Origin of the sequence: Amycolatopsis sp. La24, from assembly GCF_029087445.1 — a bacterium.
GTDB classification, from domain to species: domain Bacteria; phylum Actinomycetota; class Actinomycetes; order Mycobacteriales; family Pseudonocardiaceae; genus Amycolatopsis; species Amycolatopsis nivea.
Window position 1 is genome coordinate 42,516 of record NZ_JARACH010000045.1, and the last position, 21,504, is coordinate 64,019.

The window sequence follows — 21,504 nt, forward strand, 5'->3', positions numbered from 1 at the left end:
CGCCGCGGCCCGCCGCTTTGGTCGTGCCGCCGAGGTCTGCGGTGAACGCGGATCGGCGGCGTTCGATCAGGTTCCGCGACGGGTCGGAAAACGGCGGTCGAACAGGCGATCGCCGGTTTTTGTCGGTGGTCGTGGTTACGCTCGCCCCATCACGCACCACCCGTCACCGTCAGCGACAAGCTGCTCACCAGCGCGGATCACACTGGACCGCAGTTTGCTCCACACCGTATAGTCCACGTGGAATAACCCACGTTGGGTCACTCGATTGGATCTTCTGGAGGAACCGTCATGGTCGCGGCCAAGCTCACGGCACTGGGCGTCGCCGTGCTCGAGCTGCTGCACGAGCGGCCGATGCACCCGTACGAAATGGCCCAGCTGATGCGGGAACGGCACGTCGAAAACCGCGTGAAGCTCAAGGCCGGTTCGCTCTACCACACGGTAGATCGGTTGCAGCGCAACGGTTTCGTCGATGTGGTCGAAACCCAGCGGGACGGCAAACGGCCGGAGCGCACGGTGTATGCCATGACGGCCGCGGGCAAAGACGCCTTCCAGGAACGTGCCCGGCAAATGCTGGGCGACGTGGTGCCGGACTACAGCGACGTGCTCAGCGGGCTCGCCGTGATCGACGACCTCGGACGCGACGTCGCGCTGCTCGAACTAGAGCACCGGATCACCCGGCTGCGCGCGGGCGTGGCCGCTGACCAGGTGATCCTCGAGCGGCTGGAATCCGACGGCACCCCCGAAATCTACTGGCTCGACTTCCGGTTCAGCGCAGCGCAGCGGAAGTTCGAGCTCGCGTGGATCGAGCAGCTGTTCGCGGACCTCGACAGCGGCCGGATCCCTTTCCAGGACAAGAAACTCAAGCTCAAGGAAAACCATGAACGCAAGACCGGTTAACCCGTGGGCCGCGCTCAGCGCGCTCTGCATCGGGTTCTTCATGATCCTGCTGGACACCACGATCGTGTCCATCGCGGTGCCCGCCATGCTGCAGCACCTCGACGCCGGGCTGAACTCGGTGGTGTGGGTGATCAGCGTCTACCTGCTCACCTACGCCGTGCCGATGCTGTTCACCAGCCGCCTCGGCGACCGCTTCGGCCCGAAGCGCGTGTTCGTCGCCGGACTCGTGGTGTTCACCGCTTCGTCGCTGTGGTGCGGTCTCTCCGGCAACGTCGAGATGCTGATCGCCGCCCGTGCCGTGCAAGGCCTTGGCGCCGCACTGATGACGCCGCAGACGCTGGCGTTCATCAGCCACCTGTTCCCGCCCGCGAAGCGCGGCGCGGCGATGGGCGCGTGGGGCGGTGTCGCCGGCCTGGCCACGATCACCGGCCCGCTGCTGGGCGGCGTGCTGGTGCAGCACCTCGGCTGGGAGTGGATCTTCTACGTGAACGTGCCGATCGGCGTCGTCGCGATCGCGCTGACGCTGTGGCTGGTGCCGGACTGGCAGCCGAAGCACTCGCATTCGTTCGACCTGATCGGCATCCTGCTGTCCGCGGCCGGACTGTTCTGCGTCGTCTTCGGTGTCCAAAATGGACAGCAGTACGACTGGGGCACGGTGTTCGGCGGCATCACAGTCTTCGAAATCATCGGCGCCGGCGTGGTCCTTCTGATCGCCTTCGTGCTGTGGCAGCACTACAACCGCCGCGAACCGCTGGTCCCGCTGCAGGTGTTCGCGAACCGCAACTTCTCCGCGGGCACGCTCACCGCGACCACTGTCGGCTTCACGATGACCGGCATGTTCCTGCCGCTGATCATCTACATCCAGACGGTCCTCGGCCTCTCCCCCACCATGGCGGGCCTGCTCACCGCGCCAATGTCGCTGCTGTCCGGCGTGATCGCGCCCTTCGTCGGCCGAGCTTCGGACAAAATCAACGGCAAGTACCTGGTGATGGGCGGCCTGGCCCTGCTGGCCGCGGGCGTCGGCATCATCGCGCTGCAAGCACGACCGGACACGAGCCCGTGGGCACTGATCCCGGCCCTGCTGGTGTGCGGCCTCGGCGTCGGCTGCATCTTCTCCCCCATGAGCAACCTGACGATGGCGTCGGTAGAACCGCGGCTCACCGGCACCGCCTCGGGCATCTTCAACACCGCCCGCCAGGTAGGCGGCGTCCTGGGCAGCGCCGCGATCGGCGTGCTCCTGCAAGCGAGGATCAGCGCGTCGATCACGAGCGAGGCCGCCACCGCGGCCGCGAAACTGCCGGAGCAGTACCGCGCCCCCTTCACCGAAGGCATCGCCCACGCCGCGGCGTCCACCGGCGAATTCGGCTCCTCCGGTGGCCCCGCCTCCATCCCGGGCCTCCCGGCGGACATCGCCGCCCAAGCGGGCCGCCTCGCCAGCGAGGTTGTCCACAATGGACTCACCGACGCCGCCCGCGCGACACTGATCCTGCCGATCGCGGTGCTGATACTGGGAGTTTTGTCAGCAGCGGCTTTGCGCCGGGTGTCCCCTAGGCCGCACACCCCCGCGCCGACCGCCCCGACCCCAGAACCAGCCCGATGACGAGCTGACCCTCGGGCCCGGCTGGACCCCACTCCAGCCGGGGCCTGGGAGGCGGCGAAGGACAATCCACGCGACTCTCGTCCTACAGCAGCGTTGTTGGCTCCCGACGCGATTCCTCGCGCAGCGGCGAGGTCTGCCGAAGCACGGAAAGCCCGGGCGTGCCAGGCACGTTCCTCTCCCAGCAACCACCAGCTCGGCATCCCTGCGCACGCCCCGCCGGGATCCTGGCTCAATGCCAGACCTCGCGCCCGGCTCGCGACCCGGTGCCACGACGCCCGCCCCCGCGAATCCGGCCACGAAACCCTCGGCACCAAATCACCGCCCCCCACCCGGGCCACACCCCCAACCCGTCCCCGTCGAGGTAGCGTTCGCCTGTGCGTCTAGTCCTCGCCTCCCAGTCCCCCGCCCGCCTCGCCGTCCTGCGCAGTGCCGGTCTCGACCCGGCCGTTGTCGTGTCCGGTGTCGACGAGGATGCCGTCGCGGCGGCGCTCACCGATCCCGAACCCGCCGAACTCGTCCTGGCCCTCGCGAAGGCCAAGGCCAACGCCGTAGTCGAGATGGTCTCCGAGCCCGACGCCGTGATCGTCGCTTGCGATTCCATGCTTTCCATCGGCGGCGAGATGGTCGGCAAGCCCGCGACCGCCGAGGTCGCGAAGCAGCGGTGGGCTCGGATGGCGGGCGGCTCCGGCGTCCTGCTCACCGGGCATGCCGTGGTCCGGCTCGACGGCGGGCAGCGCACCAAGGAAGCCTCCGGCACCCGGTCCACCACCGTGCACTTCGCCAACCCCAGTCAGGCCGAGATCGACGCCTACGTCGCCACTGGCGAACCGCTGCACGTCGCGGGGGCGTTCACGCTCGACGCGCTCGGCGGATGGTTTGTCGAGGGGGTCGAAGGAGACCCGTCGAGTGTGATCGGGATCAGTCTTCCGCTGCTGCGCCAGCTGCTCGCCGAGGTCGGCGTCAGCGTGACCGAAATGTGGAACTAGTTCACATATTGGGACGATGTGTCACTCGGTCGAGTGATCAGGGAAAGTCGATTCCGGCCCGCACCCGGGCCAGCGGAAACTCTCGACCTCTCTGGGGTGGCACATGTCCTTCGCAAGGACGTACACAAAGCCGCGCGTGTTCGCCGCGGCCGTGCTCGGTTCGCTTGTCGTGGGCGCCGGACTCGGCGTGCTCGCGCGGACGACTGAAGCCGGCTGGCTGACCGACACCCTCGACCACATCGGCACGATCTTCACGACCCTGCTGCAGATCGCGGTGATCCCGCTGGTCTTCACCGCGATCGTGGTCGGCATCAACAGCCTCCGCGGCCTCGGCGGCGGCCGCACCGCCGCGCGGCTCGGCGGCAAGACCGTGCTGTGGTTCGCGATCACGTCGTTCATCGCCTCGCTGATCGGGATCGCGATCGGCAAGCTGTTCAACCCCGGCTCCGGCGGGCTCGGCGAGGGCGTCGCGGCCACCGCGAAGAACGCCGACAAGGCCGCGAAGAGCATGAGCCACTGGGGTTCCTGGGACGCCTTCATCAAGGGCCTGCTGCCGGAGAACTTCTTCTCCGCCTTCGCCGAGGGCAGCACGCTCCAGGTGCTGTTCCTCGCCGTCGTGATCGGTGCCGCCGCCTACAGCCTCGGCGACAAGGCGAAGCCGTTCGTCGACTTCACCACGAGCGTCTTCGAAATCGTCCAGCGTTACCTTGGCTGGATCGTGCGCCTCGCGCCCATCGGCATCATCGGCCTGATCGGCGCCGCCGTCTCCAACTACGGCGACGCGCTGTTCCGTCCGCTGCTGTCGACCACGATCGCGGTGTACGTCGGCTGCCTGCTGATCCTGTTCGTCGTCTACCCGATCCTGCTGCAGTTCGTCGCGAAGGTGAACCCGCTGACGTTCTTCGCCAAGGCGGGCACCGCGATCCAGTTCGCGTTCGCGTCGCAGTCGAGTTCGGCCACGCTGCCGCTGACCCGGCAGTCCGCGGTGAACCTCGGCGTCGACCCCGGATACGCCGCCTTCGCCACCCCGCTCGCCAGCGCGACCAAAATGGACGGTTGCGCCGCGGTGTTCCCGGCGATCGGCGCGATCTTCATCGCCAACCTCGCCGGGGTGCCGCTGAGCTTCGGCCAGTACGTCGGCATCGTGGTCGTCGCCGTGGTCGGCGCGCTGGCCACCGCGGGCACCACCGGCTGGCTGACCGCGCTCACCCTGACCACCGCGTTCATCGGACTCGACGCCAAGCAGGTCGCGCTCGGCATCGCGCTGATCTACTCGGTGAACCCGATCATGGACATGATGCGCACCGCCACGAATGTCGCGGGCCAGATCGTGGTCCCGACGATCGTCGCGCGCAGCGAGGGCCTGCTCGACGACGAAATCCTCAACACCCAGACCGCTCGCCCGAACCACCGCGACGAGGGCGGCGCCGCCCGGCCCGCCACCGCCTGAGTCTCAGGAGTTGCCGGAACAGCGCCGCAGCTGCGTTTTCTTCAGCTCGACGTCCGGCCAGCCGCGGAAATCCGACGGCGAGGTGACGGTGCTCGTGCAGCCCATCACCTCGCCGTCGAGTTCGTATACCTCCGCGACCACCGGAGCCGCCTGGCAGCGTGGCGTGCCGGACACCGCCTTCGGGCATTCGTGCCGGACGACGATCACGTCCGCCCGGCCGTCCTGGCTCACGTCGTAGAGCGACAGCGAGCCGGCGTCAGAGAAATACGGCTTGCCGTAGTCGCGCCACACGCCGCCGGACTCGGTCAGCAATTCGCCGTACGAACCGCCTGCCGCGTCGCCGCGGATCAGGCACGCGGCGGTCGATCCGTCGATACAGCGCAGGGAAGTCGCGGTCAGCTTCGCGCCCAGGTTCGTGATCGCCAGTTCGAACGGCTGCTGTCCGACCTGGACCCGGCCCGATCCTCCCGAGGCATCCGCCTGCAACACGACCGGGGTACCGCCGACGCTTACCGCCGCCAGCTGCTTGCACGGACCGTTTCCGCAGGTCGAGGACGGTGCTTCGACCGGAGCCGCGGCGGGCTCGCTCGGCGCCATGGTCTCCGCGCCGTCCGGCTTCGGGCGCATCGTGACGACCACGACGAGCGCCGCCGCCGTGACCACCGCCGCGAGAACGGCGGTGAGCAGCGCGGATCGCGGGACGCGCTTCGGCCAAGTCCGCATATCCGAGACTGTAAGCGACCTTGCGCACCGTGTCCGTCTATGTTGTCGGAGTGACGAACCCCAATTTGCCCCCGGCCCTTTACCTGCCGACCGGCCCCACCGGCCCGACCACCGACGGCCAGACCGGAGCCAACGTCGAACTGCGCCGCACCCCCGACGGCCGCACCGCGCTGGTCGCCTTCACCGCGCTCGACCGGCTCGTCGACTGCTGCGGCGAGCACCAGCCGTGGATCCTGGTCAACACCGAAAACCTGGCGCTCGTGCACCAGGTCAACCCCTACGACGTCATCGTGCTCGACTCCGAACTACCGGCCGAACTGCGGCATCAGGCCCCTGCCGGACGGGTATAAACAGGACCGAACTGGGTGGTCCACCTCTCAATCCAGGCCCGGTCCTGGTCCGTAGACTCCCGGTTGACCAGCAGCTCGGCGACGGGGCACGGGAGGTATGTGGTGAGCGAGCAGGACACCGCGAGCACAGGCGGTCCGGTGACCAAGGTCCTGGTCGCGAACCGGGGCGAGATCGCGGTTCGCGTGATCCGGGCCGCGAAGGACGCCGGCCTGCAGAGCGTGGCCGTGTACGCGGACCCGGACCGCGACGCTCCGCACGTGCGCCTCGCCGACGAGGCGTTCGCCCTCGGCGGGAACACCGCGGCCGAGAGTTACCTCGCGATCGACAAGATCCTCGACGCCGCCAAGCGGTCCGGCGCCGATTCGGTCCACCCCGGTTACGGCTTCCTTTCCGAGAACGCCGAGTTCGCCCAGGCCGTCCTCGACGCGGGCCTGACCTGGATCGGGCCGAGCCCCCAGTCGATCCGCGACCTCGGCGACAAGGTGACCGCGCGGCACATCGCGATGCGCGCGGGCGCGCCGCTGGTGCCCGGCACCAAGGAGCCGGTGAAGGACGCCGACGAGATCATCGCGTTCGCCGACGAGCACGGCCTTCCGGTCGCGATCAAGGCGGCGTTCGGCGGCGGCGGCCGCGGCCTGAAGGTCGCCCGCACCCGTGAGGAAATCCCCGAGCTGTTCGAGTCCGCGACACGCGAGGCGGTGGCCGCGTTCGGTCGCGGCGAATGCTTCGTGGAGCGCTACCTGGACAAGCCGCGGCACGTCGAGGCGCAGGTGCTGGCCGACCAGCACGGCAACGCGATCGTCGTCGGCACCCGCGACTGCTCGCTGCAGCGCCGCCACCAGAAGCTGGTGGAAGAGGCCCCCGCGCCGTACCTGTCCGACGACCAGCGCGCCCGGATCCACGAGTCCGCCAAGGCCATCTGCAAGGAGGCCGGCTACTACGGCGCGGGCACCGTCGAATACCTCGTCGCGGTCGACGGCACCATTTCGTTCCTCGAGGTGAACACCCGCCTGCAGGTCGAGCACCCGGTTTCGGAGGAAACCACCGGCATCGACCTGGTCCGCGAGATGTTCCGGATCGCCCGCGGCGAGAAGCTGCGGATCACCGAGGACCCGACGCCGCGCGGCCACTCGATCGAGTTCCGCATCAACGGCGAGGACGCCGGCCGCGGCTTCCTGCCCGCGCCGGGCACCGTCACCAAGTTCGTCGCCCCGTCCGGTCCGGGCGTGCGCGTCGATTCCGGCGTCGAATCCGGCAGCGTGATCGGCGGCCAGTTCGACTCGATGCTCGCCAAGCTCATCGTCACCGGTTCGGACCGGCAGAACGCGCTCGAGCGCAGCCGCCGCGCGCTGGCCGAGTTCGAGGTCGAGGGCATGGCCACGGTGCTGCCGTTCGACCGCGTGATCGTGAACGACCCGGCGTTCATCGGCGACGAAAACGGCTTCAGCGTGCACACCCGCTGGATCGAGACCGAGTTCGACAACCAGATCGAGCCGTTCGTCGCGCCGGACGTCGAGGCCGAGGAAGAGGCGCCGCGGCAGAACGTCGTGGTCGAGGTCGGCGGACGCCGGCTCGAGGTGTCGCTGCCGGGCGGGTTCGCCCTGGAAGGCGGCGGCGCGCCCGCGGCGACGAAAGCCAAGCCGCGCAAGCGGGCAGGCGGCGCGAAGGCAGCGGTGAGTGGCGACGCGGTCACCGCGCCGATGCAGGGCACCATCGTGAAGATCGCGGTCGAGGAAGGCCAGCACGTCGAAGCGGGCGAGCTGATCGTGGTGCTCGAGGCGATGAAGATGGAAAACCCGGTAACCGCGCACAAAGCGGGCACCGTCACCGGGCTTTCGGTCGAGATCGGCTCCGCGGTCACGCAGGGAACGCAACTCTTGGAGCTCAAGGACTGAAGTTGTGCTGAATGTCGTGGGTGCCGCGCGCTCGCGCGGCCTACCATCGACTACGTGACTGAGGTTCCGTCTCCGCAGCTGCGGATCAGCGACCAGGAGCGAGAGTCCGCGCTGCATGCGCTCGGTGAGCACATGAGTGCGGGACGGATCGACATCGACGAGTTCGGCGAACGATCCGCCCGGATCACCGCGGCTAAAACCCGGGGCGAACTGGGTGAACTGTTCACCGATCTTCCGGTGCCGCATCCGGTGTTCGGCGCGGGCGCGACCGCCGCGCCGGAACCGGCCGCGGTGCCGCCGCCGATGCCCGTGCCGCAGCCCGCGGCGTCCGGCGAGGTGGCCGCGCGGCAGCCGGAGTGGTCGGCAGGGCAACGCGCCGTCGCCGCTTTGGTTCCGCTGGTGTGGATCGCGGCGATCGCCCTGATCGCCACCGGCACCGCGGGATGGCCGGTGATCTTCGCGCCGATCGCGCTCACCGCGGTCGGACGGGCGCTCTGGGGCAAGGGTTTCGAGCACCATGACCAGCACCACCACGACCGGCATCGGGAACGCCGCGAGGAGTTCCGCGCGATGCGCGACGAGCACCGGCGGCAGCGCCGGCTGGACCGCTGAGGCGGACCATGGCTGACCTGCGGCTGAGCGACGCCGAACGCCAGGACGCGCTCGATGTCCTCTCCGAGCACGTCCGCACCGGCCGCCTCGACATCGACGAGTACGGCAACCGCTCGGCGAAGGTCACGTCAGCCAAGCTGGTCAGCGAACTCGTGCCGTTGTTCGACGACCTGCCCTCGCCGCGGCCGAGCGCGCTGCTGGCCACGGCCCGGCCGGAACCGGTCGTGCCCGCGGGCAACGGCAAGCTGAGCGCGTTCGTGTGGCGGTATTCGGTGCCGCTTTCGATCGCACTGGCGGTCGTCGTGCTCATCGTGACGCGCGGACGGTTGCTGATCGTCTTCGCGTTGCCGTTGCTGCTGATCCTGTTCAGCGGATGGCGGCGGCGCTGAGCCCGCCGGAACGCACGCGGCCGAGTCCGATGATCGGGCTGCGGCCGGGCTCGGTCGATCCGAAGGCCGAGCGATGGGCAGGCCCGCTGTTCGCCGGGATCGGGATTCTGGCGCTCGCGGTGTGCACGATCATCGCCGCCGGGCAGCCGCACGGTGATCCCGCGCAATGGCGCACCACGCTGCTTCTCGCCGCGGCGAGCGGACTGTGGTTGCTGGTGCTGATCCCGGTTTTTCCGAGGCGCACGCGGAAACCGTGGCTGGCCATCGGGTTTTTCATCGTGCTGCTGGCTGGCGCGACCCTGCTCACCTCGCGAGTGGATCCGTTCACCGCCTTCGCTTCAATCGGTTACCCGATCGCGTTCGTGTTGTTCCCGACCCGCTGGAGCATCTTCGCCGCGGCCGCGACGGCGGTGGTTCCGTTGCTGGCCAAGGGAATTTGGGAACCTTCGCCGCCATGGATCACCGCGGTGTCGATCGTCGGGCCGATTCTGTACGTGGCGTGGTTCGTCGGCGCGGAGAACGAACAACGCCGTCGCACCAACGAAAAACTCGCCCAGTCGAACGCGCAGCTGGAAACGGCCCTGACAGAAAACGCGGCGCTGCACGCACAACTGCTCACCCAAGCCCGCGAGGCCGGGGTGTTCGACGAACGACAGCGCATGGCTCGCGAAATCCACGACACTGTCGCCCAGGGATTGACCGGCATCGTCACCCAGTTGCAGGCCGCCGACCGGGCCACCGAAGCCGCGGATCGGCAGCGGCATCTCGACCACGTGCACACGCTGGCGAAGGACAGTCTCACCGAGGCACGCCGAGCGGTTCAAGCGTTGCGACCGGAACCGTTAGCGGACTCGCACCTGCCGGAAGCGTTGGCAGGATTGGCAAATCGAGTGTCCGGCACTTCCGGTGCCAAGGTGACCGCCGAGGTAGCAGGCGATGCCCAGCCGTTGCTGCCGGAGCTGGAGGTCACGCTGTACCGGGTGGCGCAGGAAGCGTTGGCCAACGCGGAAAAACACGCACACGCCACCCGGATCGGCCTCACGCTCACCTACACGAGCGACCTGGTCATGCTCGACGTCCGGGACGACGGAAGAGGTTTCGCCCCTGGCGACCGCGGCGACGGCACCGGCTTCGGCCTGGAAGCCATGCGCCAGCGGGTGCAACGGGTGGCGGGTTCGCTGACTATCGAATCCGCGCGCGGGGAAGGGACCGTCGTGCACGCGGAGCTCCCGGCGATCCCTTCGCCCGCTCAAGCCAGCTGACCGCCCGCGGCGCTGTCGCGACACCTGCCATGTCCGTTGTGCGGCAACGCTTCCAGCCAGCGCGCGATGTCGTTTCCCCGCCTCGCTGACCGCGGCTGCCCGCTCTTCGGGCGACCTGGCCGTGACGCGGCACGCAGCCACTTCCCACCTTCGGACGGTTAGGCTCGTGTCGTGGAACCCGTGGAAATCAACGCGGGCGCGTACTACCTGCGCCAGCTGCGCGCGGACCGGCATCTCGACGACCGGCCCGCGCTGATGGAGGCGTTCGCGGACCCGCAGCATCGGCGGTACGTGCTGAACTACCGGTTGCGCACCCCCGACGAGGCCACCGAGTACGTGACGCTGCGCGCCGCTCAGTGGGCGTGCGACGAGCGCTGCTCGTGGGCCGTGGCCGAGCCGAAGAGCGGCCGCCTGCTCGGCGAGGTCGGGCTGCGCGATCTGGACCTCGCCTTCGGCACCGCCGAGGCGTCGGTGTGGACGCATCCGGCCGAACGAGGCAAAGGCATTGCGGCCGTAGGGCTTTCGGCCGCGATCCAGTTCGGGTTCGCCCGGCTGGGCCTGCACGAGATCGCTTATCGGCACGACGAAAGCAACACCGCGTCCGAGATCGTGGCGCGGCGGGCCGGGTTCAGCCGGGTCGGGCCCGAAGACCGGCCCTCGCCCAGCGGGGAAACGCTCATCCGCTGGGTGCTCAAGCCCTCGTGAGTGCCGGTTCTGCCCGGCACTCACGAGGAAAGCTCAGCTGACCGGCTCGATCAGCCCCGCGCGAGCCTCCGGCGCGGCCGCCCGCAACGCGTCCGCCGACTCGTCCGTCGGCTGCAGCTGCGAATCCCGCTCCGCCTCGACCCGCGCCCGGTAGACCTCGACCTCGCGCTTGGTCTCCTCTTCCGACCAGCCCAGCACGCCCGCCACCAGCTGCGCGACCTGCTCGGCGCAGTCGACGCCGCGGTGGGCGTACTCGATGGAGATCCGCGTGCGCCGGGCGAGGACGTCCTCCAGGTGCAGCGCACCCTCGTGGCTGGCCGCGTACACGACCTCCACGCCGAGGTAATCCGGCGCCGACTCGATCGGCTTGAGCAGCTCCGGCCGGTCCGCCGCGAGCGCCAGCACCTCGTGCACCAGCGAGCCGTAGCGGTCGAGCAGGTGCCGCACGCGGTACGGGTGCAGCCCGTGCTCCGCGGCCAGGTGGTCGGCCTGGTTGACCAGCGCGTGGTAGCCGTCCGCGCCGAGCAGCGGGACCTTGTCGGTGATGGACGACGGCGGGCGGCCCGGCAGGTCGACCACCGCGGCGTCGACGGCGTCGGCCGCCATCACCCGGTACGTCGTGTACTTGCCGCCCGCGATCGCCACCAGACCCGGCGCGACCCGCGCGACCGCGTGCTCGCGCGACAGCTTCGACGTCTCTTCGCTCTCGCCGGCCAGCAGCGGACGCAGGCCCGCGTACACGCCTTCGATGTCGTCGTGCGTCAGCGGCGTCGCGAGCACCGAGTTCACGTGTTCGAGCAGGTAGTCGATGTCGTGCTTGGTGGCTGCCGGGTGCGCCAGGTCGAGGTTCCAGTCGGTGTCGGTGGTGCCGACGATCCAGTGGTTGCGCCACGGGATGACGAACAGCACCGACTTCTCGGTGCGCAGGATCATTCCCGACTCCGACACGATCCGGTCGCGCGGAACCACGATGTGCACGCCCTTGCTGGCGCGCACGCGGAACCGGCCGCGGCCGCCGGACAGCCGCTGCAGTTCGTCGGTCCACACGCCGGTGCAGTTGACCACGGCGCCGGCCTGGATCTCGGTCTCGCGGCCGTCCTCGACGTCGCGCACGCGCACGCCGGAAATCCGGTCCGCCTCGCGCAGGAAGCCGACGACCTGGGTGGAGGTCCGGACCACCGCGCCGTAATGCGCGGCGGTGCGCGCGACGGTCATCGTGTGCCGGGCGTCGTCCGACTGCGCGTCGTAGTACCGGATGCCGCCGATCAGCGCCGACCGCTTGAGCGCGGGGACCATTCGGAGGGCACCCGCGCGGGTGAGATGTTTCTGGCCCGGCACCGACCGGGCGCCGCCCATCGTGTCGTACATCAGCAGCCCGGCGGCGGTGTACGGACGCTCCCAGATCCGGTGCGTCAGCGGGTACAGGAAGCTCACCGGCTTGACCAGGTGCGGCGCGATCTTCGTCAGCATCAGCTCGCGCTCGTGCAGCGCCTCGCGCACCAGGCCGAACTCGAGCTGTTCGAGATAACGCAGGCCGCCGTGGAAGAGCTTGCTCGACCGGCTGGACGTGCCGGACGCCAGGTCGCGGGCCTCGACGAGAGCCACCCGCAGGCCGCGGGTCGCCGCGTCGAGCGCGGTGCCCGCGCCGACGACACCGCCGCCGATCACGACCAGGTCGAAGGTCTCGTCGCCGAAACGCCGCCAGGATTCCTCCCGGCCCGCCGGACCCAGCTGGGCCGGGTCGCTGCCGTTGCGCGGATTCGTCACCACTCGTTCCTCCTCGTGCTCCACCTTCCCCAGCATCGCACGCTTGCGTGATCGTCTGCTGACCCCGAGGTGACACGTGTGGCGGAACCCATGACGATCATGGTCACATTGGTTCGCCCGGCTTATGGATTGCACGCGTACGCGACGGTAACGTGCCGCGGACTGGGGTCGGCGACGAGGCTGTGGCCGGACGTGATCGGCCCTGCACAGACTGTCCAGTGTGGAGGTGCGGAGAGCGTGAGTCCGGGTGCGATCATCGTCTGGGAACTGTTGGGCACGGCAGTGCTCCTGTTGCTGGGCAACGGCGTTGTGGCCAACGTCGTGCTGCGAAAGAACAACGGCTTTCAAGCCGGAACCCTGTTCATCACCTTCGGGTGGGCCTTCGGCGTGTTCGCCGGCGCCAGCCTCGCCGCGCCGACCGGCGCGCACCTGAACCCGGCGGTCACCCTCGGGCTGGCCATTTCGGGCAAGGTTTCGTGGGCGGACGTGCCGTTCTACCTGATCGGCGAAATGCTCGGCGCGATTCTCGGCGCCGTGCTGTGCTGGCTGACCTACAAACTGCAGTTCGACGACCATCCGAATCCGGAGGAGACGCTCGGCATTTTCTCCACCGCCCCGCAGATCCGGAACAAGGCGTGGAACCTGGTGACCGAGGTCATCGGCACCTTCGTGCTGGTCGGCTGGATCCTGCTGACGCCGGCGTTCAAGACCGCCTCGGACGGGACGCCGACCTTCGGCAACACCGCGCTCGGCTACGCCGGGGTGTCGTTCGTCGTGCTGGTGATCGGTATTTCACTCGGCGGGCCGACCGGCTACGCCATCAACCCGGCCCGCGACCTCGGCCCGCGGATCGCGTACGCGTTCCTGCTGCCGATCAAGGGCAAGCGCGACCCGGACTGGAACTACTCGTGGGTGCCGGTCCTCGGTCCGCTCCTCGGCGCCGCGCTGGCGGCGCTGGTGTACCTGGCCGTGCACAACCTGACCTGATCCAGCTTTCCGGAGGGAATCCATGACTTCGTATGTCGCCGCGATCGACCAGGGCACCACGTCGACGCGTTGCATGATCTTCGACCACTCCGGCCGTGTCGTCGCGGTCGACCAGCGCGAGCACGAGCAGATCTTCCCGAAGGCGGGCTGGGTCGAGCACAACGCCGAGGAGATCTGGGAAAACACCCGGGCGGTCGCGGCGGGCGCGCTCGCCAAGGCCGACCTGCGGCCGACCGACATCGCCGCGGTGGGCATCACGAACCAGCGCGAGACGGCGCTCGTGTGGGACCGCAAGACCGGGAAGCCGGTGTACAACGCGATTGTCTGGCAGGACACCCGCACCGACAAGATCGCCGGCGAACTGGGCGCGCTCGGCGGCGGCCAGGAGCGCTACCGCGAGAAGACCGGGCTCCCGCTCGCGACGTACTTCTCCGGCCCGAAGATCAAGTGGATCCTCGACAACGTCGAGGGCGCACGGGCCAGGGCCGAGGCGGGCGATCTGGTGTTCGGCAACATGGACACCTGGGTGCTGTGGAACATGACCGGCGGCACCGACGGCGGCGTGCACGTGACGGACCCGACGAACGCGTCGCGCACGCTGCTGATGGACCTCGACACCCTGCAGTGGGACGAGGACATCGCGGCGGAGATGGGGATCCCGCTGTCGATGCTGCCGGAGATCCGGTCGTCGTCGGAGGTGTACGGCAAGGTCCGCCCGCGCGGGGCCCTCGCGGAAGTGCCGATCGCGGGCATCCTCGGCGACCAGCAGGCGGCGACGTTCGGCCAGGCGTGCCTTTCGCCGGGCGAAGCCAAGAACACCTACGGCACCGGCAACTTCGTGCTGCTGAACACCGGCACCGAGAAGGTCCTGTCGGAAAACGGCCTGCTCACGACGGTCTGCTACAAGATCGGCTCGAACGACACGGTGTACGCACTGGAGGGTTCGGTCGCGGTCACCGGTTCGCTCGTGCAGTGGCTGCGGGACAACCTGGGGTTGATCTCGTCGGCGGCCCAGATCGAGGAATTCGCCCGAACGGTCGACGACAACGGCGGCGCGTACTTCGTGCCCGCGTTCTCGGGCCTGTTCGCCCCGTACTGGCGCTCCGACGCCCGCGGCGCGATCGTCGGCCTGACCCGGTTCGTGAACAAGGGTCACATCTCGCGCGCGGTCCTGGAGGCGACGGCGTTCCAGTCGCGAGAGGTGATCGACGCGATGAACGCCGACTCGGGCGTCCCGCTGAAGTCGCTCAAGGTCGACGGCGGGATGGTCGTGAACGAACTGCTGATGCAGTTCCAGGCGGACATCCTGGGCGTGCCGGTGATCCGCCCGGTGGTGAACGAAACGACGGCCCTGGGAGCGGCTTACGCGGCGGGGCTGGCGGTCGGGTTCTGGGAGTCGGAGGACGACATCCGGACCAACTGGGCCAAGGACAAGCAGTGGGACCCGTCGATGGACGAGTCGCGGCGGGAGAAGGAATACCGGAACTGGAAGAAGGCGGTGACGAAGACCTTCGACTGGGTGGAGGACTGATCCTTCCGGCCGGGTCTGCGGTGGGGCGCGGTTGAGCTTTCCGGTGGGCTCTGCTGGGGCCGATGCTCGAGCTTTCCGGCGAGCTCCACCGCCAGCCCGCACTTGAGCCATCCCCGCCGATGGCTGGCTGGCGACTGAACGGTCGCCGCAACGGTGTGCGGTTTGGCTGGCTGATGGTCGTGAGGGGAACCCTGGGGGAATCTGATTCCGTCAGGGTTCCCCTCACGTACTTCTGGCCCGCGCTGCCGACTCCACCGGACGCGCCGACCTCGCCACCGATCCCGCCGCGAATGGGCACAGCGCAGCCCGACACCGCCGAACTCAGCTCAGGCTGGCACCGGGCAGAGTCCCGCCCGACAACCGCAAGCCGCACCAAACCGGCCCGCCCAACTCAGCGCAGCCACACGACCCTGCCCAGCCCGACAGCACGGCCTACCGCCGCACAGCCACAAGGCCCTGCCTAGTCCGGCAACACGGCTTCGCACTGCACAGCCACGGCCGTGCCCGCCGCACAACACAGCCCAGCGCAACACAGCCGCCCCGCCCGGTCCGGCAACACGGCCTCGCACTGCACAGCCACACGGCCGTGCCCGCCGGACAACACGGCCGGCCCAGCGCAGCACAAGCCACGCGGCTCTGCCCAAATCGGCAACACGGCGGCCTGCCACCGCACAGGCACACAGCCCTGCCCAGTCCGGCAACACGCCTGCCACCGCACAGCCACACGGCCCTGTCCGCCGGACAACACGGCCCAGCGCAGCACAGCCACACCGCCCGGCCCGGCAACGCGGCCTCGCACCGCACAGCCACACGGCCCTGTCCGCCGGACAACACGGCCTAGCGCAGCACAGCCACACCGCGGCACCACCCAGTCCGGCGACACGGCCCGGCACCGCAAAGTCCGCCGCCCCGCCGGTCCCCCACCTCGCCGGTCAGCCAACTCGCCCCAACCAGCCTCGGCGAGGGCTCACATCACCTTGGCCCCAACCGTCACCCCCACCCCTCCTGCGTCCCGGACTGCGAGTTCGGTGCCATCAGCGAAAACCCCGCCCCTTGGTCATCCACCGCGATCACCATCCGGCCATGCGGGGTGTCCGTCGGCGGGCTCACCACCGTCCCGCCAAGGTCCGGGATGCGCGCTGCTGCCTCGTCCGCGTCGGCGGTCCAGAAGTACGTCACCCAACCAGGCGATGCCTGGCTGTCCGCGGGCAGCTCGCCAAGTCCACCGACCGGCCGGCCGTCGACGTCCAGCGTTGCGTACGTGAATCCTGGCCCCGACATGTCGCCGAAGCCGTACCCGAACACGTCGCCGTAGAACTGCTTGGCCGCGGCGAAATCCCGGGTCATGCATTCGTTCCACGCGGGAGCCCCTGGCGTCAGCGTCGCCTGCGTGCCGGAGTGCCTGCCTGGCTGCCACAGGCCGAACGTCGCTCCGGTCGGGTCGGTCGCGATGGCCATCCTGCCTTCGGTCAGGACGTCCATCGGCGGTGCGATGACCTGGCCGCCCGCTTCGGCGATCGCGGCTACTGTCTTGTCCACATCGGACACTGACAGGTACGTCGTCCACATCGGCGGCATGCCTGCCTGCTCCGGCGGGATCTGCCCGATGCCCGCGACCGGCTTGCCGTCGATCTGCGCCATTCCGTAATAACCGGTCTCCGGGCCGCCGGATTCGACTGTCCAGCCGAGCAGCGACTCGTAGAACGTGACCGCCTTGTCGCGGTCAGGCACCATCAAGTCGCCCCAGCACGGTGTGCCCGCGGGCCACGGTTCTGTCCTGGTGATCATGCGTGCCTCCCAGAATTGTGCCAACCGCCACAGTGTCGCACCGGGCACCGACAAAATCGGGGGCGTCTTGTTCAATGCGCGGGGTCACTGCCCGCCGTTCACCAGATGGGCGTACACGATGATGTTGTCCACATAGCTGTGCTCGGCCCGGTCGAACGCGCCGCCGCAGGTGATCAAACGCAGTTCCGGGTCCGAAGTGTCCCCGTAGACCGCGTCGGTCGGGAAGACGTCCTTCGGCACCTGGTCCACTTTGGTCACCTCGAAGTGCGCGGTGGTGCCGTCGCGGCGGGCGATATCGACGTCGTCTCCCGGCTTCATTTCCTTGAGCCGGTAGAAGATCCCCTTTTGCTTGTTCCCGTCGACGTGCCCGAGCACGACCGCGGGGCCGACCTCGCCGGGCGTCGGGCCGTTTTCGTACCAGCCTGCCTGCAAGGGTTTGCTGACCGGCGGGACCTGTACCGAATTGTCGGGATTGAGGCCGAGCGGCACGAGACTGGAATGCGCGTCGATGCTCGGGATGTCCAGCGAGACCGGCTCCGATTTCGGCATCGCCGCCGACGCGACCGAGGAAACCGGCGGAGCGCTGGAAGCGGGCGCGGCGGTCGTCGCACCGACCGAGCAGCCGGCCAGCAGCGCGGCGAGCGCGACGGACGCCGCGGCGAGTGTCTTCCTCATTATCTTTCCCCCGATCCGCCCGGGCCTGGCCGCGGGAAAAAGCAGCCAGGCCCAGGAGACTAGTCAGCCACGCTGGCGACGACGCGCCACCACGAGCCCGGTGCCGCCGAGGGCCAGCACGCCCATCGCGCCCGCCGCGAGCGGGAGGCCGAGGTCCGACTGGTTGTCCGCGACCGGACCGTCCGTGCCGCCGGTCTGCGGCGCGCCGGACGGGACCTTGCTGACCTGCTTGGGCGCGGGCGTGGGCGTCGGCTTCGGGACGGGCTTCGCGCCCAGCACGGTGAACTTCGTGGCGATGTCGCCGCTGCCGCAGGAGAACGAAACCTTGTACGTACCGGGCTTCACGCCGTTGCGGACGGTCGCGGTGCCCTGCGAGACCGGAGCCTTCGACGGGTCGCCCTGCGGACCGACCGGGTGCAGCTTGCCGAACTGCAGCGCGGCCGAGCTCAGGTTCTTGATTTGCGAGGCCTCGCAGCCGACGCGCACCGTGACGCGGTCCCCGGCGTGGCCGGACGACGGCAGCACCCGGATGAAGGCCTTCGGCACGCCGCCGCTGTCGCCAGGCGGTTCCTCCGGCGTGGAGGACGGCGGAGCGGTGGTGGTGCTCGACGGAGGCGGCGTGGCGGACGTTTCAGCGGCGAAAGCCGGTGCTGCCGAAAGCATTCCGGCGGCGACCAGAGCGGAGAAAACAACGGTACGCTTCATGGCACTCCCCTTGATGAAAATACGATTCCCGCCGCGCACGGGCAGCGGCGAATCCGCGTCCGGCCGGCAGTTCCCCCTGCGGCCCGGGCGTTTTCGTTCCGACAACCACCAAGACGCCTCCGCCCGCCGCGGGGTTGCCCCGGACACGAAAAAACCGCCGGAAACAATTTCCCGGCGGTTTTTCGAAGCATGGATGATTAGCTGGCGAGACTCCCGTCGCCCGCTTTCGCCGCGCCCTGGGGCACCCGCGACACCTGCGCGGCGGGCACGGTGAACGTCGCGTTGTACTGCTTCCCGGCGCACGTGACGGTGAGCGGATAACTGCCGGGTTTGGTGCCAGGCACCAGGTTCGCGTGCGCGCTCATCGTGGCCTTCACGCCGACCATCTCGCCGTAGAAGTACTGAGAGAACTGCAGCGCGGGCGAACTGAACGCCGCCGTGCCCGTCTTGGCACCCGGGCAGTACGCGAACGCCACGTTCGGGTCCGAGCCGCGCTGGTAGGCGTTCACCTGGCCGTGCAGCACCGCGGTGTCCTGGTTCAGCTGCACCGTCACCGGATCGGGGGCGGGCCCGTCCGCCGCCACCGCCGGGACCGCTGTCCCGGCCAAACCGATCGCCGCCGCCACCGCGAAAATCGCGCTCTTGCGCACCCTTGTTCCTTCCCCGTGCCACACGTCCTCAACCCGCTAGACGCGGTGTGCGGCACGGGGTTGCCCGGCCGGGAAAAATCAGTCCAGATCGTCGTGCCGCATGAGCTGACGGCCCGCTTCGGTGATCGATCCGGACAGCGACGGGTACACCGAGAACGTGAGCGCCAGGTGGTCCACCGTCAGCTGGTTCTGCACGGCCAGCGCGATCGGCAGGATCAGCTCGCTCGCCGACGGCGCGACCACGACACCGCCGACCACCACACCGGTAGCCGGGCGGCAGAACAGCTTCACGAAACCGCGGCGCAGGCCTTCCATCTTCGCGCGCGCGTTGGTCGCCAGCGGCAGCATGATCGTGCGCGCGGGCACCTCGCCGGAGTCGATCGCCTGCTGGCTGATGCCGACGGTCGCGATTTCCGGGTGGGTGAACACGTTCGCGGCGACCGTCTTGAGCTTGATCGGCGCGACGCCCTCGCCCAGCGCGTGCCACATCGCGATGCGGCCCTGCATGCTCGCCACGGACGCGAGCATCAGCACGCCGGTGCAGTCACCCGCCGCGTACACGCCGGGGACGCTCGTGCGCGACACCCGGTCCACCGCGATGAAGCCGCCGGGGCCGGGCTCGATGCCGACGCGGTCGAGACCGATGTCGGCGGTGTTCGGGATGGACCCGACGGTCATCAGCGCGTGGCTCGCCTCGATCACGCGACCGTCGGCCAGGTGAACTTCGACGCCCTTCTCGGTGCGCTCGACGCGTTCCGCACGGGCCTGCTTGGCCACCGTGGTGCCGCGCTGCGTGAAGACCTCTTCGAGCACCGCGGCGGCGTCGGCGTCCTCGTGCGGCAGCACGCGGTCGCGGCTGGACACGACGGTGACCTTCACGCCCATCTCGGTGTACGCGGACGCGAACTCGGCGCCGGTGACGCCGGAACCGATCACCGCGAGGTGTTCGGGCAGCTCAGTGAGGTCGTACAGCTGACGCCAGTCCAGGATCCGCTCGCCGTCCGGCACCGCGCCGGGCAGCACGCGCGGGGTCGCGCCGGTGGCGATCAGCACGACGTCGGCGGACAGCGATTCGACCGTGCCGTCGGAGTGCGTGACTTCCACCGTGTGGGTGGCCAGACCCGGCTCGTCGTCGGCGAACCGGGCTTCCGCGGTGATCACGCGAACGCCCTCGCGCTGCACGCGGGCACGGATGTCGGCCGACTGCGCGAGCGCCAGGCCTTTCACTCGCCCGTGGACAGTCGGCAGGTCGACGGTGGTGTCCGCCATGTCGGTGTTGATGCCGAGTTCGCCGAGGTCGTGCATCTTCGCGAGCGCGCCGGACGACGCGATGAACGTCTTCGAGGGCACGCAGTCGTAAAGGACACAGGCGCCGCCCAGGCCGTCCCGCTCGACGATCGTCACGTCGGCGCCGTGCTGCGCCGCGACCAAGGCGGCTTCGTAGCCCGCCGGGCCGCCACCCATGATCACGATCCTGGTCACCTGGGTCCTCCTATGTACGCGTGCTTGGCGGTGGTCCTGACCCTACGCGGCGAACCTGACCGGCAAGCGAAGTGCCCGGACACGGCATGTGCATCCGATCGTGCGACGGATGGGTCGCTAGGCTGTGCCGCGTGCCGTTGTATGCCGCTTACGGATCCAACATGGAGCCCGCCCAGATGCTGGAGCGCGCCCCGCACTCGCCCATGGCGGGCACCGGCTGGCTGGAAGGCTGGCGGCTGACCTTCGGCGGCGAGGACATCGGGTGGGAAGGCGCGCTGGCCACCATCGTCGAGGACCCGTCGTCGCGGGTGTTCGTGGTGATCTACGACGTGACCGCGCTCGACGAGGAACGGCTCGACCGCTGGGAAGGCGGCGAGCTGGGGATGCACACGAAGATCCGGCTGCGGGTCCAGACGATGGACGGCTCGGTGCTGGCCTGGCTGTACGTCCTGGACGCTTACGAGGGCGGGCTGCCCTCGGCGCGCTATCTCGGGGTGCTGGCGGACGCCGCGGAGGCGGCCGGGGCCCCGGCGGATTACGTGGACGATCTGCGCACCCGGCCGTGCACCGGGATCAGCGGCTGACGTTCGCTCCGACTTACTGTCCGTGAAGGGCTCCTTGCGGGAATCTGATTCCCTCAAGGAGCCCTTCACGGACCTTCAGCCGTTCGATGGGCGAACCACCGGGGCGGCTTCGACCTCGTCGCGGGCTGCCCGAAACGCTCGTTTCCGGAGTCATCCACACCCGCGGTAGCAGAGGGCCGAAAGTTGTCCCCAACGGTGTCGCCCTGTGGATAACTCCGTGCGACCGGGAGGTCCGCGGCCTCGCTGGACAGCCGCCCAATACCACACGGCAGAGGCTCACCCACACGGGCATCCGACACCGCAGAGCGCAGGAAAAATAGCGGTGCGTCACCAACAATGACGTCAGAAATCAGGTCAGCGAAGCACCACGAGCGGTCCCGGATTCCGCCAAAGCCGTTGCGGCACAACACGAAATCCACCACCGGCAGCCATCGGCCCACCACCGCACTCGGGCAGCACAAAAGT

At 69.1% G+C, this 21,504-nt stretch carries 20 protein-coding genes; 13 read left to right on the forward strand and 7 right to left on the reverse strand.

The genetic code is table 11. The annotated features are described in order from the left end of the window. The first annotated feature begins 288 nt into the window (after nt 1-288). From PUT80_RS32335 to PUT80_RS32350, 4 genes are all read left to right on the forward strand, one after another. Nucleotides 289-897, forward strand: coding sequence for a PadR family transcriptional regulator (locus tag PUT80_RS32335; protein WP_275294433.1), 609 nt, complete (start codon nt 289-291; stop codon nt 895-897). Beyond that, entirely contained in the window at nt 878-2,497 is a 1,620-nt protein-coding gene (locus PUT80_RS32340) for a DHA2 family efflux MFS transporter permease subunit (RefSeq protein ID WP_275294434.1), read from the forward strand. The genes PUT80_RS32335 and PUT80_RS32340 overlap by 20 nt, the downstream gene beginning before the upstream one ends. Before the next feature lie 374 nt (nt 2,498-2,871). Next, complete coding sequence (locus PUT80_RS32345; RefSeq protein ID WP_037816053.1) at nt 2,872-3,483, forward strand: nucleoside triphosphate pyrophosphatase; 612 nt, start codon at nt 2,872-2,874, stop codon at nt 3,481-3,483. Between the two features lie 103 nt (nt 3,484-3,586). Beyond that, the gene (locus tag PUT80_RS32350; protein ID WP_167754313.1) at nt 3,587-4,933 is read left to right on the forward strand and encodes a dicarboxylate/amino acid:cation symporter; all 1,347 of its coding nucleotides are present in this window, start codon (nt 3,587-3,589) and stop codon (nt 4,931-4,933) included. Between the two features lie 3 nt (nt 4,934-4,936). Here the strand turns inward: PUT80_RS32350 and PUT80_RS32355 are convergent, their stop codons facing one another. Further along, entirely contained in the window at nt 4,937-5,656 is a 720-nt protein-coding gene (locus PUT80_RS32355) for a hypothetical protein (RefSeq protein ID WP_037816055.1), read from the reverse strand. Nucleotides 5,657-5,685: 29 nt separating this feature from the next. On the opposite strand from PUT80_RS32355, the gene PUT80_RS32360 reads away from it, so the two are divergent. From PUT80_RS32360 to PUT80_RS32385, 6 genes are all read left to right on the forward strand, one after another. Continuing rightward, on the forward strand, nt 5,686-6,006 hold the full coding sequence (locus tag PUT80_RS32360; protein WP_106961290.1) for an SAV_915 family protein: 321 nt from the start codon (nt 5,686-5,688) through the stop codon (nt 6,004-6,006). A gap of 102 nt (nt 6,007-6,108) precedes the next feature. Beyond that, nucleotides 6,109-7,902, forward strand: a complete 1,794-nt coding sequence (locus PUT80_RS32365; RefSeq protein ID WP_037816057.1) for an acetyl/propionyl/methylcrotonyl-CoA carboxylase subunit alpha — start codon at nt 6,109-6,111, stop codon at nt 7,900-7,902. 54 nt (nt 7,903-7,956) lie between these two features. Then, nucleotides 7,957-8,514, forward strand: a complete 558-nt coding sequence (locus PUT80_RS32370) for a DUF1707 domain-containing protein (RefSeq protein ID WP_275294435.1) — start codon at nt 7,957-7,959, stop codon at nt 8,512-8,514. An 8-nt stretch (nt 8,515-8,522) separates the two neighbouring features. Then, entirely contained in the window at nt 8,523-8,903 is a 381-nt protein-coding gene (locus PUT80_RS32375; RefSeq protein ID WP_275294436.1) for a DUF1707 domain-containing protein, read from the forward strand. Further along, complete coding sequence (locus tag PUT80_RS32380) at nt 8,888-10,165, forward strand: sensor histidine kinase (protein WP_275294437.1); 1,278 nt, start codon at nt 8,888-8,890, stop codon at nt 10,163-10,165. Before PUT80_RS32375 ends, PUT80_RS32380 begins: the two co-directional genes overlap by 16 nt. A 171-nt stretch (nt 10,166-10,336) precedes the next feature. Next, nucleotides 10,337-10,870, forward strand: a complete 534-nt coding sequence (locus PUT80_RS32385) for a GNAT family N-acetyltransferase (RefSeq protein WP_275294438.1) — start codon at nt 10,337-10,339, stop codon at nt 10,868-10,870. Between the two features lie 33 nt (nt 10,871-10,903). On the opposite strand, the gene PUT80_RS32390 is transcribed toward PUT80_RS32385, so the two are convergent. Beyond that, nucleotides 10,904-12,673 (reverse strand): glycerol-3-phosphate dehydrogenase/oxidase, encoded by a 1,770-nt coding sequence (locus PUT80_RS32390; protein ID WP_106961289.1) that lies wholly within the window; start codon nt 12,671-12,673, stop codon nt 10,904-10,906. Nucleotides 12,674-12,874: 201 nt separating this feature from the next. Between PUT80_RS32390 and PUT80_RS32395 the strand changes: the two genes are divergently transcribed. Both PUT80_RS32395 and glpK read left to right on the forward strand, forming a co-directional pair. Further along, on the forward strand, nt 12,875-13,624 hold the full coding sequence (locus tag PUT80_RS32395; RefSeq protein ID WP_037816065.1) for an MIP/aquaporin family protein: 750 nt from the start codon (nt 12,875-12,877) through the stop codon (nt 13,622-13,624). A gap of 22 nt (nt 13,625-13,646) precedes the next feature. After that, nucleotides 13,647-15,155 carry a glycerol kinase GlpK gene (glpK, locus tag PUT80_RS32400; RefSeq protein WP_037816066.1) on the forward strand — a complete coding sequence of 503 codons (1,509 nt, stop codon included), beginning with the start codon at nt 13,647-13,649 and terminating at the stop codon, nt 15,153-15,155. Nucleotides 15,156-16,145: 990 nt separating this feature from the next. On the opposite strand, the gene PUT80_RS32405 is transcribed toward glpK, so the two are convergent. The 5 genes from PUT80_RS32405 to PUT80_RS32425 all read right to left on the reverse strand — a co-directional run bounded on the left by PUT80_RS32405 (nt 16,146) and on the right by PUT80_RS32425 (nt 20,455). Next, entirely contained in the window at nt 16,146-16,943 is a 798-nt protein-coding gene (locus PUT80_RS32405; RefSeq protein ID WP_275294439.1) for a VOC family protein, read from the reverse strand. Nucleotides 16,944-17,027: 84 nt separating this feature from the next. After that, nucleotides 17,028-17,618, reverse strand: a complete 591-nt coding sequence (locus PUT80_RS32410) for a class F sortase (protein ID WP_275294440.1) — start codon at nt 17,616-17,618, stop codon at nt 17,028-17,030. A gap of 63 nt (nt 17,619-17,681) precedes the next feature. After that, nucleotides 17,682-18,323 (reverse strand): hypothetical protein, encoded by a 642-nt coding sequence (locus PUT80_RS32415; protein WP_275294441.1) that lies wholly within the window; start codon nt 18,321-18,323, stop codon nt 17,682-17,684. Nucleotides 18,324-18,520: 197 nt separating this feature from the next. After that, nucleotides 18,521-18,973 carry a hypothetical protein gene (locus PUT80_RS32420; protein ID WP_275294442.1) on the reverse strand — a complete coding sequence of 151 codons (453 nt, stop codon included), beginning with the start codon at nt 18,971-18,973 and terminating at the stop codon, nt 18,521-18,523. 78 nt (nt 18,974-19,051) lie between these two features. Continuing rightward, complete coding sequence (locus tag PUT80_RS32425; RefSeq protein WP_037816072.1) at nt 19,052-20,455, reverse strand: NAD(P)H-quinone dehydrogenase; 1,404 nt, start codon at nt 20,453-20,455, stop codon at nt 19,052-19,054. 131 nt (nt 20,456-20,586) lie between these two features. Here PUT80_RS32425 and PUT80_RS32430 point away from each other — a divergent pair, with 131 nt between their 5' ends. After that, nucleotides 20,587-21,039, forward strand: coding sequence for a gamma-glutamylcyclotransferase (locus tag PUT80_RS32430; RefSeq protein ID WP_199817833.1), 453 nt, complete (start codon nt 20,587-20,589; stop codon nt 21,037-21,039). Nucleotides 21,040-21,504: the final 465 nt, after the last annotated feature.